At 69.8% G+C, this 14,547-nt stretch carries 12 protein-coding genes; 6 read left to right on the plus strand and 6 right to left on the minus strand.

All coding sequences use genetic code 11. From position 1 onward, the window contains the following. Nucleotides 1–70: 70 nt before the first annotated feature. The 6 genes from ACP4J3_RS22220 to ACP4J3_RS22245 are packed head-to-tail and all read right to left on the minus strand — an operon-like array spanning nucleotide 71 to nucleotide 6,547. On the minus strand, nucleotides 71–1,501 hold the full coding sequence (locus ACP4J3_RS22220; RefSeq protein WP_426537058.1) for a BNR repeat-containing protein: 1,431 nt from the start codon (nucleotides 1,499–1,501) through the stop codon (nucleotides 71–73). Nucleotides 1,502–1,541: 40 nt separating this feature from the next. Beyond that, on the minus strand, nucleotides 1,542–1,862 hold the full coding sequence (locus tag ACP4J3_RS22225) for an L-rhamnose mutarotase (RefSeq protein WP_426537060.1): 321 nt from the start codon (nucleotides 1,860–1,862) through the stop codon (nucleotides 1,542–1,544). A 17-nt stretch (nucleotides 1,863–1,879) separates the two neighbouring features. After that, entirely contained in the window at nucleotides 1,880–2,959 is a 1,080-nt protein-coding gene (rhaS, locus tag ACP4J3_RS22230) for a rhamnose ABC transporter substrate-binding protein (RefSeq protein ID WP_426537062.1), read from the minus strand. A gap of 30 nt (nucleotides 2,960–2,989) precedes the next feature. Next, the gene (locus ACP4J3_RS22235) at nucleotides 2,990–4,000 is read right to left on the minus strand and encodes an ABC transporter permease (protein WP_426537064.1); all 1,011 of its coding nucleotides are present in this window, start codon (nucleotides 3,998–4,000) and stop codon (nucleotides 2,990–2,992) included. Beyond that, the gene (locus ACP4J3_RS22240) at nucleotides 3,993–5,033 is read right to left on the minus strand and encodes an ABC transporter permease (protein ID WP_426537066.1); all 1,041 of its coding nucleotides are present in this window, start codon (nucleotides 5,031–5,033) and stop codon (nucleotides 3,993–3,995) included. The genes ACP4J3_RS22235 and ACP4J3_RS22240 overlap by 8 nt, the downstream gene beginning before the upstream one ends. After that, nucleotides 5,030–6,547 (minus strand): sugar ABC transporter ATP-binding protein, encoded by a 1,518-nt coding sequence (locus tag ACP4J3_RS22245; protein WP_426537068.1) that lies wholly within the window; start codon nucleotides 6,545–6,547, stop codon nucleotides 5,030–5,032. Before ACP4J3_RS22245 ends, ACP4J3_RS22240 begins: the two co-directional genes overlap by 4 nt. Nucleotides 6,548–6,829: 282 nt before the next feature. Between ACP4J3_RS22245 and rhaI the strand changes: the two genes are divergently transcribed. The 6 genes from rhaI (at nucleotide 6,830) to ACP4J3_RS22275 (ending at nucleotide 14,539) form a co-directional block, all read left to right on the plus strand. Further along, a complete protein-coding gene (gene rhaI / locus ACP4J3_RS22250) occupies nucleotides 6,830–7,999 on the plus strand; it encodes an L-rhamnose isomerase (RefSeq protein WP_426537070.1) in 1,170 nt (389 codons plus the stop codon). A gap of 115 nt (nucleotides 8,000–8,114) precedes the next feature. Further along, nucleotides 8,115–10,154 (plus strand): bifunctional aldolase/short-chain dehydrogenase, encoded by a 2,040-nt coding sequence (locus ACP4J3_RS22255; RefSeq protein ID WP_426537072.1) that lies wholly within the window; start codon nucleotides 8,115–8,117, stop codon nucleotides 10,152–10,154. Continuing rightward, the gene (locus tag ACP4J3_RS22260) at nucleotides 10,151–11,599 is read left to right on the plus strand and encodes a rhamnulokinase (RefSeq protein ID WP_426537074.1); all 1,449 of its coding nucleotides are present in this window, start codon (nucleotides 10,151–10,153) and stop codon (nucleotides 11,597–11,599) included. Before ACP4J3_RS22255 ends, ACP4J3_RS22260 begins: the two co-directional genes overlap by 4 nt. Before the next feature lie 71 nt (nucleotides 11,600–11,670). Then, on the plus strand, nucleotides 11,671–12,426 hold the full coding sequence (locus tag ACP4J3_RS22265) for a (Fe-S)-binding protein (RefSeq protein WP_426537076.1): 756 nt from the start codon (nucleotides 11,671–11,673) through the stop codon (nucleotides 12,424–12,426). Beyond that, a complete protein-coding gene (locus ACP4J3_RS22270; protein ID WP_426537078.1) occupies nucleotides 12,423–13,901 on the plus strand; it encodes a LutB/LldF family L-lactate oxidation iron-sulfur protein in 1,479 nt (492 codons plus the stop codon). Before ACP4J3_RS22265 ends, ACP4J3_RS22270 begins: the two co-directional genes overlap by 4 nt. Next, entirely contained in the window at nucleotides 13,898–14,539 is a 642-nt protein-coding gene (locus ACP4J3_RS22275; RefSeq protein ID WP_426537080.1) for a LutC/YkgG family protein, read from the plus strand. Before ACP4J3_RS22270 ends, ACP4J3_RS22275 begins: the two co-directional genes overlap by 4 nt. Nucleotides 14,540–14,547 lie beyond the last annotated feature (8 nt).

Consider the following 14,547-nt stretch of genomic DNA (forward strand, 5'->3'; position numbering starts at 1 on the left):
TGAGACAGAAAAGACGCGGGCGGCGGGAAGGTCCTTCACATTACCGTCAAGCCGCCCACAACGACTGCGATCAAGCAGGCAGGCGGAAGTTGAGAGTGCGCAGCGCCGAGGGCGTCGTACCGCTGGACTTCTCCTGGTACATGATCGACAGGAAGTGGTCCTGTCCGACACGCGTCTCGTCGATCACGACCTCGCCGAACGCGTTCAGCCCGGCGCTGACGCCGTCGTACAGGACCGACCAGTCCGTATACCCGGAGGCCTTGGAGGCTCCGGCGATGCGGCAGAAGGGGAAGATCGCGTACGCGTTGTCGTACTTGTCCAGGATCAGCTTGGTGCGCTGGCTGGAGTTCAGCGGAACCGGGATCTCCGTCTTCTGCCAGGCGCCCGAGGAGTTCTTGCGGACGTGGAAGGCGCGGCCGTTGGCGGTGCGGTCTGCGACGTAGTTGGTGGTGCACTGGCCGAACCGGCCGGGGACGTAGCTGATGATCGCGTGCGGCAGGCCGGCGGAGTCGGTGAACTGGCTCTCCTGGTTCATCAGGGAGTGGTCCGGGTTGAGCGGGTCGACGACCAGGCCGGGGTCGGTGACGGAGACCCGGTCGGAGCCGCCGGTGGTGCCGACGACGGTGCCGGCGTTGTTGCGCCAGGTGCGGCCGCGGTCGTCGGAGTAGACGTAGCCGGTGTCGTGGTTGGTGATGCCGCCGGAGGAGCACATCACGGCGCCGTTCTGCTCGCGCCAGGTGAACAAGGAGTGCAGTCGGCCGTTGCGGTCGTAGTCGATGCCGTGCAGGTACATGTTGCGGGCGGTCGAGGAGCCGTGCTCGCTGCTGTAGGTGCCGGTGGAGCTGGTCCACTCGCCGAGGTTCCGCCAGGACGTGCCGTCGTACTCCGCGAGGGCGTTGCGGCCATTGCCGGAGACCGCGACCCGGTAGCTGAGCTGGAGCCTGCCCTCGGGGGTGGAGATGAACTGCGGGTAGGTGAACTGCGAGGTGAGCGCGAGCCCGTCCAGGGTGGACTGGGGCGCGCCGAAACGGCTCGCGGTCCAGCTCAGACCATCCGGGTTGTCCATGAGGCCGGCGACCGACTTGACGTAGGTGAAGCCGTCGCTGTGGGAGTCCATGTTGAGGTGGAGACGGCCGTCGACCTTCGAGAGTCCCATCGAGATGACGTTGTGGGAGTCGTTGTAGCGCAGGGTGTGGCCGACCTTGACCGTGGACCAGGTGCTGGAACCGAACTTGCGGCGGCCGACGACGGCGTTGCGGTCGGCGGTGTACCAGACGGCGTACTGGTGGCCCTTGTAGGTCAGCAGGCCGTTCTTCTGGAAGGAGTTGTTGTTGACCAGGCCGTCGTACGACACGAAGTAGATGGCCTGGGTGTCGAGCGTGGTGGTGCCGGTCAGGGTGAGGGACGGGCCCGGGTCCGCGGCGCGGGCGGTGCCGGAGGCGAGGGCAGGGGTCACGACGGCTCCGGCGAGTGCGGCACCCAGCAGCGTGCGTCTCTTCATCTCGGGGGACTCCATTGTCGGCGAGAGGTGCGGGGAGGGGTCAGGCGAGGTGGAACACTTCCGCGAGCGGCTTCATGGCCTCATCGGGCCGGGCGCCGTCCAACGACTCGAAGAACGGCGCCATCTCCGCCTGCCAGCGGGCGTTGACGTCGGTGGCTTCCATACCGGCCACGGCGGCTGCGAAGTCCTCGGTCTCCAGGTAGCCGACGAGCAGGCCGTCCTCGCGCAGGAAGAGCGAGTAGTTGTGCCAGCCGGTGGCCGAGAGCGCTTGGAGCATCTCGGGCCACACGGCGGCGTGCCGCTCGCGGTACTCGTCGAGGCGGTCCGCCCTGACCTTCAGCAGGAAGCACACGCGCTGCATCAACAACCCTCCGGGTGTCAGAAGTTGTACTGGTCGATGTTCTTGGCGTCGAAGACGGTCGGCTTGCCGAGGCTGATCACGCCGTCCTTGCCGATGGTGTACGTGGTGTCGCCGGCCTTGAAGGTCTCGCCCTCCTTGCCGGTGATCTGACCGGAGACCAGGGCGACGGCGGCGCGGGCGGCCAGGTCGCCGAGCTTGGCCGGGTCCCACAGCTCGAACGCCTCGACGGTGCCGTTCTTGACGTACTTGCGCATGTCGTTGGGGGTGCCCAGGCCGGTCAGCTTGACCTTGCCCTTGTACTTGGAGCCCGACAGGTACTGGGCGGCGGCCTTGATGCCGACGGTGGTCGGGGAGACGATCCCCTTCAGGTTCGGGTACTCCTGGAGCAGGCCCTGGGTCTGCTGGAAGGACTTCTGGGCGTCGTCGTCGCCGTAGGCGACCTTGACCAGCTTGATGTCCTTGTACTTGGGGTCCTTCAGCTCCTCCTTCATGAAGTTGATCCAGATGTTCTGGTTCGTCGCGGTCTGCGCGGCGGACAGGATCGCGATCTCGCCCTTGTAGTCGATCTGCTCGGCGAGGAGCTGCACCTCGGTGCGGCCGAGGTCCTCGGCGGACGCCTGCGAGACGAAGGCGTTGCGGCAGTCGGCGGTGGTGTCGGAGTCGTAGGTGACGACCTTGATGCCGTTCTTCATGGCCTGCTTCAGCGCGGTGCACAGGGCGCCCGGGTCCTGCGCGGAGACGGCCATCGCGTCGACCTGCTGCTGGGTGAGCGTGTTGACGTACGACACCTGGCCGGCGGTGTCGGTGGCGCTGGACGGGCCGACCTCCTTGTAGCTGGAGCCCAGCTCCTTCAGGGCCGCCTCGCCGCCCTTGTCGGCGGAGGTGAAGTAGGGGTTGTTGACCTGCTTGGGCAGGAAGCCGACGGTCAGGCCCTTCTTCAGCTCGGCGTTCGGGTCGGCCTTGCCGGCGCCGGCGGCGGAGCCGCCCTCGTTCTTGACGTCCTCCTTGGTGGTGCCGCCGCAGGCGGTGAGGGCCAGGGCGAGGGAGGTGACGGCGGCGAGGCCGGCGGAGGCACGGCGGAGGGATGACTTGCGCATGGCGATGGTCCTTTACGAGGAAGGGCTGGGTTACGAGGCCGGAGTCGAGGCGGCTCTACGACCCGCCCTCGCTACGGAGATCTGGCGTGCGACCCGGGGGCCGAGCACGGAGAGGACGAGCAGGACGCCGGTGACGACGATCTGCGACTGGGCGGAGACGTCCTGCAGGCTCATGACGTTCTGGAGCGCACCGAGCAGGAAGACTCCCGCGATCGCGCCACCGAGCGTTCCCTTGCCGCCGTCGAAGTCGATGCCGCCGAGCAGTACGGCGGCCACGACGGAGAGTTCGAGGCCGGTGGCGTTGTCATAGCGGGCGCTCGCGTAGTGCAGCGCCCAGAAGATCCCGGTCAGCGAGGCCATCAGGCCGGTGAGCGTGAACAGGATCAGCTTCTGCCGCTTGACCCGGATCCCAGCGAACCGCGCCGCCTCCTGGCTCGCCCCGATCGCGAACAGCGACCGTCCGAACGGGGTGGCGTGCAGCGCGACCACGGCGATGGCGAGGAGGACCAGGAAGGGCAGGAAGGCGTACGGGATGAAGGTGTCGCCGATGCGTCCGGCCGCGAAGTCCAGGTACTGGGTCGGGAAGTCGGTCACCGCGTCCGAGCCGAGCACGATCTGCGCGATACCGCGGTAGGCGGCGAGGGTGCCGATGGTGACGGCGAGGGACGGCAGGCCCAGCTTGGTCACCAGCAGACCGTTGATCAGCCCGCAGACCACACCGAGCAGCAGACAGATCGGAATGATCGTCTCGATCGTCATGCCCTGGTTCCACAGCGCGCCCATCACCGCGCCCGAGAGCCCGGCGGTGGAGGCGACGGACAGATCGATCTCGCCCGAGACGACGAGCAGTGTCATCGGCAGCGCGATCAGGGCGATCGGGAGGGTGTTGCCGATCAGGAACGACAGGTTCAGCGCGTTGCCGAAGCCGTCGACGCACCCGAACGACAGCAGCAGCACGACGATGAGGAGGGCGCCGACGGCTGAATCCCACCTTTTCAAGGCGGACCAGCGAACGGCGCGCGAGAGCGAGAAGTCAGCCATGGCGGGCGTTCCTCTTCTTCAGGGCGGAGGCCACACGCAGCGCGACGATCCGGTCGACGGCGATGGCGAGGAGGAGCAGGATGCCGTTGATGGCGAGCACCCAGACGGAGCTGACGCCGAGGGCGGGCAGCACGCTGTTGATGGAGGTCAGCAGCAGCGCGCCGAGCGCCGCGCCGTAGACGCTGCCGGAGCCGCCGGTGAAGACGACGCCACCGACCACGACCGCGCTGACGACGGTGAGTTCATAGCCGTAGCCGGTGCCGGAGTCGACGTTGCCGAACCGGGCCAGGTACATCGCGCCGGCGAGTCCGGCGAGCGCCCCGCAGAAGGTGTACGCGGCGAGGATCCGCTTGCGCACCGGGATGCCGGCGAGGCGGGCGGCCTCCGGGTTGGAGCCGAGGGCGTACAGTTCGCGCCCGCTGCCGAAGTGCTTGAGGTAGTAGGCCGTCGCCACCAGCACCGCGAGGGCGATCAGCGCCAGCCACGGCAGCGCGGAGATGCCGCCGGAGCCGAAGTCGACGAAGCCGTCCGGGAGGTCGGAGGCGGTGATCTGGCGCGAGCCGACCCAGATGGAGTCGATGCCGCGGATGATGTAGAGCGTGCCGAGGGTGACGACCAGGGCCGGCACCTGGCCGATGCTGACGAGCAGGCCGTTGAGCAGGCCGAAGCCGATGCCCGTCAGGACGGCGAGGAACACGGCGACGACCGAGTTGCCGCCGCCCTGGAGGTATATACCGGCGGCGAAGGCGCTGATGCCGAGCGTGGAGCCGACCGACAGGTCGACGTTCCTGGTGATCACCACCAGGGACTGGCCGATGGCGACGAGGACGAGGATCGTCGCGTTCAGCAGCAGGTCCTTGATGCCCTGCTCGGTGAGGAACTGGCTGTTGCCGAGCTGCGTGATGACGATCATCGCCGCGAAGACGACCAGGATGGCGAGTTCGCGCATCTTGAAGACGCGGTCGACCAGGCGGGTGCCGCTGGACTTGGGTACGTCGGTCACGGGGGCCTGTTGGGGAGTGGTCACCGTCATGCGGCGGCCCTCCCGGTGGCTGCGGCCATCACGGTTTCCTCGGTGGCTTCGGAGCGTGGGATCTCGGCGGTGACGCGGCCCTCGTGCATCACGAGCACGCGGTCGGCCATGCCGAGGATCTCGGGCAGGTCGGAGGAGATCATCAGCACGGCCACCCCGTCGGCGGCCAGTTCGCTGAGCAGCCGGTGCACCTCGGCCTTGGTGCCGACGTCGATGCCGCGGGTGGGCTCGTCGACGATCAGCACCTTGGGGCCGGTGGCGAGCCACTTGGCGAGGACGACCTTCTGCTGGTTGCCGCCGGACAGGGTGGACACGGCGTCGGCGATCCGGGCGTACTTCACCTGGAGTTTGACGGCCCAGTCGAGCGAGCGGCTGCGCTCGGCGCCGCGGTCCATCAGCCCGGCCTTGACGGTGGTACGAAGTCCGGTGAGGCCGATGTTGCGCTCGATGGACATGCCCATCACCAGGCCCTGGGCGCGCCGGTCCTCGGGGACGAGGGCGAGGCCGCAGGCCATGGCGGCGGAGGGGGCGCCGTTGATGAGGGCCTTGCCCTCGACGGAGACCTCGCCGGCGTCCCAGCGGTCGATGCCGAAGACGGCCCGCGCGACTTCCGTACGTCCCGCGCCGACGAGCCCGGCGAGGCCGACGATCTCGCCGTGCCGTACGTCGAAGGAGACGTCGGTGAAGACGCCCTCGCGGGTCAGCCGGCGCACGCTGAGCGCGACCGCGCCGGGCTTCACGTCCTGCTTGGGGTACAGCTCCTCGAGGTCGCGGCCGACCATGCGGCGCACGAGGTCGTCCTGGGTCATGCCGTCCAGCGGCTCGCTGGCGATCCAGGCGCCGTCGCGCAGGGTGGTGACCCGCCGGCAGATCTGGAAGATCTCCTCCAGCCGGTGGGAGATGAACAGGACGGCGGCGCCCTGTTCGCGCAGGGTGCGCACCACGCCGAAGAGGCGGGCGACCTCGCTGCCGGTGAGGGCGGCGGTCGGCTCGTCCATGATCAGGACGCGGGCGTCGAAGGAGAGCGCCTTGGCGATCTCGACGATCTGCTGGTCGGCGATGGACAGGCCGCGCGCGGGGCGGTCGGGGTCGAGCTCGACGCCGAGGCGCTGCATCAGGGCAAGGGTGGCCTCGTGGGTGGCCTTGTGGTCGATCCGGCCGAGGGCGCGGCGCGGCTGGCGGCCCATGAAGATGTTCTCGGCGATCGACAGGTCCGGGAAGAGCGTCGGCTCCTGGTAGATCACGGCGATGCCGGCGTCACGGGCGTCGCCCGGGCCGTGGAAGACGACGGGCGCGCTGTCGAGCAGCACCTGGCCCGCGTCGGGCCGGTGCACGCCGGCGAGCGTCTTGATCAGGGTCGACTTGCCCGCGCCGTTCTCGCCGGCGAGGGCGTGCACCTCTCCGGGGAACAGTTCCAGGGAGACGTCCCGCAGGGCGCGGACCGCGCCGAAGGACTTCGAGACGTCCCTGAGCGCCAGAACCGGGGCCGGACCCGTGGTGGACGGGTGGGTCATGGAGGCTCCTCGACGACGCCGGCGGGACGGGCCTCTCGGCGTCGTGAAAGGTTTCAACTGGGTTGCCGGGACGTTAGGCATGGAGCCCATGTCACGTCAATGGGTTCGTGTCGAAAAAATTTCGACGCCCGAAGGTCACGGGGGAGTCACAGGGAAGAGCCTTGCTCACGGGGCTTGACACCCCTTCGGAGGACCCATACGTTCCCGTCTTGAATCGTTTCACAGCGAAGCGCTTCAGACGACCACCGTCCGACTTCCCTCCCGATGTCACAGGAGCCCTCAGTGACCGAGCTCGCCGCGGTGAAGGCCGCACTCAAGACCCAGGCCGTCGAAACGCCGTCGTGGGCGTACGGGAACTCGGGGACGCGGTTCAAGGTGTTCGCCCAGCAGGGCGTGCCACGGACGCCGCGCGAGAAGCTGGACGACGCCGCTCAGGTGCACGCGTTCACCGGCGTGGCTCCGACGGTCGCGCTGCACATCCCCTGGGACAGGGTCGACGGCTCCGATGGATACGCACAGCTGGCCAAGCACGCCGAAGAGCGTGGTGTGAAGCTGGGCGCGATCAACTCCAACACCTTCCAGGACGACGACTACAAGCTCGGCAGCATCTGCCATCCCGACGCGGCGGTGCGGCGCAAGGCCGTGGACCATCTGCTGGAGTGCGTCGACATCATGGACGCCACCGGCTCCGCCGATCTGAAGCTGTGGTTCGCGGATGGGACGAATTACCCCGGGCAGGATGATGTGCGGTCGCGGCAGGACCGGCTGGCTGAGGGGCTGGCCGAGGTGTATGAGCGGCTGGGGGATGGGCAGCGGATGCTGCTGGAGTACAAGTTCTTCGAGCCGGCCTTTTACACCACCGATGTGCCGGACTGGGGGACGGCGTATGCGCACTGTCTGAAGCTCGGGCCGAAGGCGCAGGTTGTTGTCGACACCGGGCATCACGCGCCCGGGACCAACATCGAGTTCATCGTCGCGACGCTGCTGCGGGAGGGGAAGCTCGGTGGGTTCGACTTCAACTCGCGGTTCTATGCGGATGACGACCTGATGGTGGGGGCGGCGGATCCGTTCCAGTTGTTCCGGATCATGTACGAGGTCGTGCGTGGGGGTGGGTTCACTCCCGAGGTCGCCTTCATGCTCGACCAGTGCCACAACATCGAGGCGAAGATCCCGGCGATCATTCGGTCGGTGATGAATGTGCAGGAGGCTACGGCGAAGGCGCTGCTCGTTGACCGGGGGGCGTTGGCTGCGGCGCAGGCCGGTGGTGATGTGCTCGGGGCGAATGCCGTGCTCATGGATGCGTACAACACGGACGTGCGTCCGCTGCTTCGTGAGGTGCGGGAGGAGATGGGGTTGGATGCCGATCCCCTTGCTGCGTATGCGCGGTCGGGATGGGCCGAGAAGATCGTTGCCGAGCGCGTCGGCGGGCAGCAGGCCGGTTGGGGGGCGTGAGCGTCTGCCTCGTTCCGTTGTCTTCGGACTGCGGGTCGTGTGTGGCTGGTCGCGCAGTTCCCCGCGCCCCTCAAGGGGCGCTCCCGAACCCTCCTCTGACAAGGACTGATTGATCATGGCTCCCCATCCCGAAGCCGCCGCCCTCCTCGCCCGGTCGCATCGGCTCGGATCCGATTCCCGGAACACCAACTACGCCGGCGGCAACGCGTCCGCCAAGGGCACCGAGACCGATCCCGTCACCGGTGGTGACGTGGAGCTGATGTGGGTCAAGGGGTCCGGGGGTGACCTCGGTACGCTCACCGAGGCCGGGCTGGCCGTGTTGCGGCTGGACCGGATGCGGGCGCTCGTCGATGTCTACCCGGGCGTCGAGCGCGAGGACGAGATGGTCGCCGCCTTCGACTACTGCCTGCACGGCAAGGGCGGGGCGGCTCCCTCCATCGACACCGCCATGCACGGGCTCGTCGAGGCCGCGCATGTCGATCATCTGCATCCCGACTCCGGGATCGCCCTCGCCTGCGCCGCCGACGGGGAGAAGCTGACGGCCGAGTGTTTCGGGGACAGTGTGGTGTGGGTGCCCTGGCGGCGGCCCGGGTTCCAGCTCGGGCTGGACATCGCCGCCGTGAAGGCCGCCAACCCGCAGGCCATCGGGTGCATTCTCGGGGGGCATGGCATCACCGCCTGGGGTGACACCTCCGAGGAGTGCGAGCGGAACTCGCTGCACATCATCCGCACTGCCGAGAAGTTCCTCAAGGAGCGCGGGAAGGCGGAGCCCTTCGGGCCGGTGATCGAAGGTTACGCGGCGCTGGGCGCCGGGGAGCGGCGGGAGCGGGCCGCTGCGCTGGCGCCGGTCATCCGGGCCATCGCCTCGCAGGACCGTCCGCAGGTCGGTCACTTCACCGACTCCGAGGTCGTCCTCGACTTCCTCGCCAGCGCCGAGCACCCGCGGCTCGCGGCGCTGGGCACCTCCTGCCCGGACCACTTCCTGCGCACCAAGGTGCGGCCGCTGGTGCTGGACCTGCCGCCGACCGCTCCGCTGGAGGAGGCCGTCGCCCGGCTGAAGGAGCTGCACGCCGAGTACCGCGACGAGTACGCCGCCTACTACCAGCGGCACGCCCTGCCCGACTCCCCCGCCATGCGCGGCGCCGACCCGGCGATCGTGCTGGTCCCGGGCGTGGGCATGTTCTCCTTCGGCAAGGACAAGCAGACCGCCCGGGTGGCCGGTGAGTTCTACGTCAACGCCATCAATGTCATGCGGGGAGCGGAGGCGGTCTCGACCTACGCGCCCATCGAGGAGTCCGAGAAGTTCCGTATCGAGTACTGGGCGCTCGAGGAGGCCAAGCTTCAGCGGATGCCGAAGCCCAAGGCTCTGGCCACGCGGGTCGCGCTGGTGACCGGTGCGGGCAGCGGCATCGGGAAGGCCATCGCGCAGCGGCTGGTCGCCGAGGGCGCCTGTGTGGTCGTCGCGGACCTCGACGCCGAGAACGCGCAGGCCGTCGCCGAGGAGCTCGGCGGGTCCGACAAGGCCGTCGCCGTGACGGTGGACGTCACCTCCGAGGAGCAGATCGCCGACGCGTTCAAGGCGGCCGTGCTGGCCTTCGGCGGTGTCGACCTGGTCGTCAACAACGCCGGGATCTCGGTCTCCAAGCCGCTGCTCGAGACCTCGGCCAAGGACTGGGACCTTCAGCACGACATCATGGCGCGCGGTTCCTTCCTCGTGTCGCGGGAGGCCGCGCGCGTGATGATCGCTCAGAAGCTGGGCGGCGACATCGTCTACATCGCCTCCAAGAACGGCGTGTTCGCCGGTCCCAACAACATCGCGTACGGCGCCACCAAGGCCGACCAGGCCCATCAGGTGCGGCTGCTGGCCGCCGAGCTCGGCGAGCACGGCATCCGCGTCAACGGGATCAACCCGGACGGTGTCGTGCGGGGCTCGGGGATCTTCGCCGGGGGCTGGGGCGCTCAGCGCGCCGCCGTGTACGGGGTCGAGGAGGACAAGCTCGGCGAGTTCTACGCCCAGCGGACCATCCTCAAGCGCGAGGTGCTGCCCGAGCATGTGGCGAACGCGGTCTTCGCCCTGACCGGCGGGGACCTGACGCACACCACCGGTCTGCACATCCCGGTCGACGCCGGCGTCGCGGCCGCCTTCCTGCGGTGAGCGCGGCCGTGAAGTCGTACGCCGCGGTCGACCTCGGCGCGTCCAGCGGGCGTGTCATGGTCGGCCGCGTCGGCCCCGACAGCCTGGAGCTGACCGAGGCGCACCGGTTCGTCAACCGGCCGGTGCGGGTGCCCGAGGGCCTGCGATGGGACATCCTCGCGCTGTACGCGGGTGTCCTGGAAGGGCTCAAAGCCGCCGGTCAGGTCGATTCTCTCGGCATCGACAGTTGGGCCGTCGACTACGGTCTGCTGGACGCCGACGGGGCGCTGCTCGGCAATCCCGTGCACTACCGGGACTCCCGGACGGAGGGGGTCGCCGAGAAGGTGTGGGCGACCGTGCCGGCGTCGGAGCTGTATGCCGCGACCGGGTTGCAGTACGCGCCGTTCAACACCCTGTACCAGCTCACGGCGGCGCGGGCTTCGGCTCAACTGTCTTATGCCGAGCGGCTGTTGCTCATCCCGGACCTGCTGACGTACTGGCTCACCGGCGAGCAGGGCACCGAGCTCACCAACGCCTCCACCACCCAGCTCATCGATCCCCGCACGCGCGACTGGTCGCATGACATCGCCTCCCGGCTGGGCATCGACCTGGGACTGTTCGCTCCGCTGCGGCAGCCCGGCGAGCCGGCGGGGCTGCTGCGCGAGGCGGTGCTGGAGGAGGCCGGGCTGCGCGGGCCGGTGCCGGTGACGGCGGTCGGGTCGCACGACACCGCCTCCGCCGTGGCCGCGGTACCGGCCGACGGCGAGCGGTTCGCGTACATCTGCACCGGGACCTGGTCGCTGGCGGGTCTGGAGCTGGACGCGCCCGTGCTCACCGAGGAGAGCCGGGCCGCCAACTTCACCAATGAGCTGGGCCTGGACGGCACGGTCCGGTATCTGCGGAACATCATGGGGCTGTGGCTGCTCCAGGAGTGCGTACGGGCCTGGGGCGACCCGGAGCTGGGTGCGCTGCTGCGGGACGCCGCCAAGGTGCCGGCGCTGCGGTCGGTCGTGGACGCGGGGGACGCGGCGTTCCTGGCGCCGGGGCGGATGCCGGAGCGGATCGCCGAGGCGTGCCGCGCCTCGGGGCAGCCGGTGCCCGTCTCCCCCGCCGAGATCACGCGCTGCATCCTGGACTCGCTCGCCCTCGCCCATCGCCGGGCCGTCCAGGACGCGCAGCGACTGGCCGGTCATCCGGTGGACGTCGTGCATGTCGTCGGGGGCGGCACCCGCAACGCCCTGCTGTGCCGGCTCACCGCCGACGCCTGTGGGCTGCCGGTGGTGGCCGGTCCGGCCGAGGCCGCCGCGCTCGGCAACGTCCTCGTCCAGGCGCGGGCCCACGGCCTGGTCGGCGACCTCGCCGACGGGCGGCGACTGCTCACCCGTACGCAGCCGTTGACCCGGTACGAGCCGCGCGGGGACGCGTCACGCTGGCGCGAGGCGGAGGCCCGGCTCGCCCGGGGGTGAGCGGGGTCTCCCCGCGGCAGCGCTGCCGCATTACCCTGCACTCATCCGATGATCGATCACAAGGAGCCGCGATGCGTGTCGCCCTGTTCCTGACCTGTGTCAACGACACGCTCTATCCGGACACCGGGCGCGCCGTGGTGAAACTGCTGACCAGGCTGGGCGTCGAGGTCGACTTCCCGATGGCGCAGACCTGCTGCGGGCAGGCGCACTACAACACCGGATACCGGCATGAGGCCGAGCCCCTGGCCCGGCATTTCTCCGATGTCTTCGGGGAGTACGAGGCGATCGTCACCCCGTCCGGATCGTGCGGGGCGATGGTGCGCGAGCTGTATCCGCGCATCGGTGAGCGGGCGCGGGCCGAGGGGCGCGGGGACGCGCTCGCGGCGACGCTGGCGCCGGTGGTGCCGAAGACGTACGAACTGACGGAGTTCCTGGTGGATGTGCTGGGGGTGACGGATGTCGGGGCCTACTACCCGCACAAGGTGACGTACCACCCGACCTGTCACGGGCTGCGCGGGCTGGGGCTCGGCGAGCGGCCCCGGCGGCTGCTCCAGGCCGTCAAGGGGCTGGAGTTGGTGGAGTTGCCGGGGGCCGAGGAGTGCTGCGGGTTCGGTGGCACCTTCGCGCTGAAGAACTCCGATGTCTCGGCGGCGATGGGCGCGGACAAGGTGCGCAACGCCGCCTCGACGGGCGCGGAGGTGCTGTGCGCGGCCGACAACTCCTGTCTGATGCACATCGGCGGGACCATGGCCCGGCTGCGGACCGGGATGCGGCCGGTGCACATCGCGGAGATCCTGGCGAGCACGGAGGAGGAGCCTTCCGTATGAGTGGGACGTATCTCGGGATGCCGGCCTTTCCGAAGGCCGCGCACGAGGCCGTGCACGACTCGACCCTGCGCGGCAATCTGCGGCACGCCACGCACACCATCCGCGCCAAGCGGGCCAAGGCGGTCGCCGAGGTGTCCGACTGGGCGGCGCTGCGCGAGGCGGGCAAGCGGATCAAGGACCATACGCTGCGTCATCTCGACCGGTATCTCGTGCAGTTGGAGGAGTCGGTCACGGCGGCCGGCGGTACGGTCCACTGGGCCGCCGACGCCGACGAGGCGAACCGGATCGTGGCGGACCTGGTGAAGGCGACCGGCGAGTCGGAGGTCGTCAAGGTCAAGTCGATGGCCACGCAGGAGATCGGGCTGAACGAGGCCCTTCAGGCGGAGGGCATCCGCGCCTACGAGACCGATCTCGCCGAGCTGATCGTGCAGTTGGGCAAGGACCGGCCCTCGCACATCCTCGTGCCGGCCATCCACCGCAACCGGGGCGAGATCCGGGACATCTTCACGAGCGAGATGGGCGAGTGGGGGCGCCCCGCGCCCGAGGGCCTGACCGACACGCCCGCCGAGCTGGCGGAGGCGGCGCGCCTGCATCTGCGGGAGAAGTTCCTGCGCGCCAAGGTCGGCGTCTCCGGCGCCAACTTCATGGTCGCCGAGACCGGCACCCTGGTCGTCGTGGAGTCCGAGGGCAACGGGCGGATGTGCCTGACCCTGCCCGAGACGCTGATCTCGGTCGTCGGCATCGAGAAGATCGTGCCGACGTGGCTGGACCTGGAGGTGTTCCTGCAGACCCTCCCCCGCTCCTCCACCGCCGAGCGCATGAACCCGTATACGTCGACATGGACCGGTACGACGGACGAGGACGGGCCGCGCGACTTCCATCTGGTGCTGCTCGACAACGGCCGCACCGACACGCTCGCCGACGAGGTCGGCCGCCAGGCCCTGCGCTGCATCCGCTGCTCGGCGTGCCTGAACGTGTGCCCGGTGTACGAGCGGGCCGGCGGGCACGCGTACGGCTCGGTCTACCCGGGGCCGATCGGCGCCATCCTCAGCCCTCAGCTGCGGGGTACGGCGAGCGAGATCGACGCCTCGCTGCCGTACGCCTCGTCGCTGTGCGGCGCCTGCTACGAGGTGTGCCCGGTCGCCATCGACATCCCCGAGGTGCTGGTGCATCTGCGGGAGCGGGTCGTTCAGGGCGGCGAGGTGACGCAGCGCGGCAACAAGGTCGTGCTCCGGCCCGCCAAGGGGCATGCCGCCGAGCGGGCGGCCATGCGGGCGGCGCGCTGGGCGTTCGGCCACCCGGGCGTCCTGCGCTCCGGGCAGCGGCTCGCCTCGCGCACCCGGCGACTGCATCCGCGGTCGCTGCCGGGTCCGGGCAAGGCGTGGAGCGGGACACGGGATCTGCCGGGGGTGCCGGCTGAGCCGTTCCGGGACTGGTGGCAGCGCACGCACGGTGGGAAGGACGGCGCCAAGTGAGCAGCAGGGAACGGATCCTGGGCCGGGTGCGGCGCGCCCTCGCGGACGTACCGCGCGACGACGAGCCGTACGAGCAGGCGGTTCCGCGTGACTATCTGCGCGAGCACGGGGAGCGCGGTGTCGCCGACACGGTCGGTCTGCTGGCCGAGAACCTGGCGGACTACCGGGCGATCGTGCACCGCTGCACCCCCGCCGACCTCGCGGCGACGATCGCCGGGATGCTCGCGGCGCGCGGCGCGAAGACGGTGCTCGTGCCGCCCGGCCTGGACCCCGAGTGGCTGGCGGCGGCCGACGCCGAGCGGATCGCGGACCGGGCGGAGAGCACCCCGCACGAACTGGACCGGGTCGACAGCGTGGTGACGGCGTGTGCCGTGGCCGTCGCCGAGACCGGCACCATCGTCCTGGACGGCTCCCCCGACCAGGGCCGGCGCCGTATCACGCTCGTCCCCGACCACCACATCTGTGTCGTCCGGGTCCCGGAGCAGGTGGTGTCCTCCGTCCCGCAGGCCCTCGAACGCCTCGACCCGGCACGCCCGTTGACGTGGATCTCCGGGCCGTCGGCGACCAGCGACATCGAGCTGGACCGGGTCGAGGGGGTGCACGGCCCGCGCACCCTGGAGGTGGTCCTGGTCGGCTGAGCGGGTCG

The organism is Streptomyces sp. UG1, from assembly GCF_049974585.1.
In the GTDB taxonomy this organism is placed as follows: domain Bacteria; phylum Actinomycetota; class Actinomycetes; order Streptomycetales; family Streptomycetaceae; genus Streptomyces.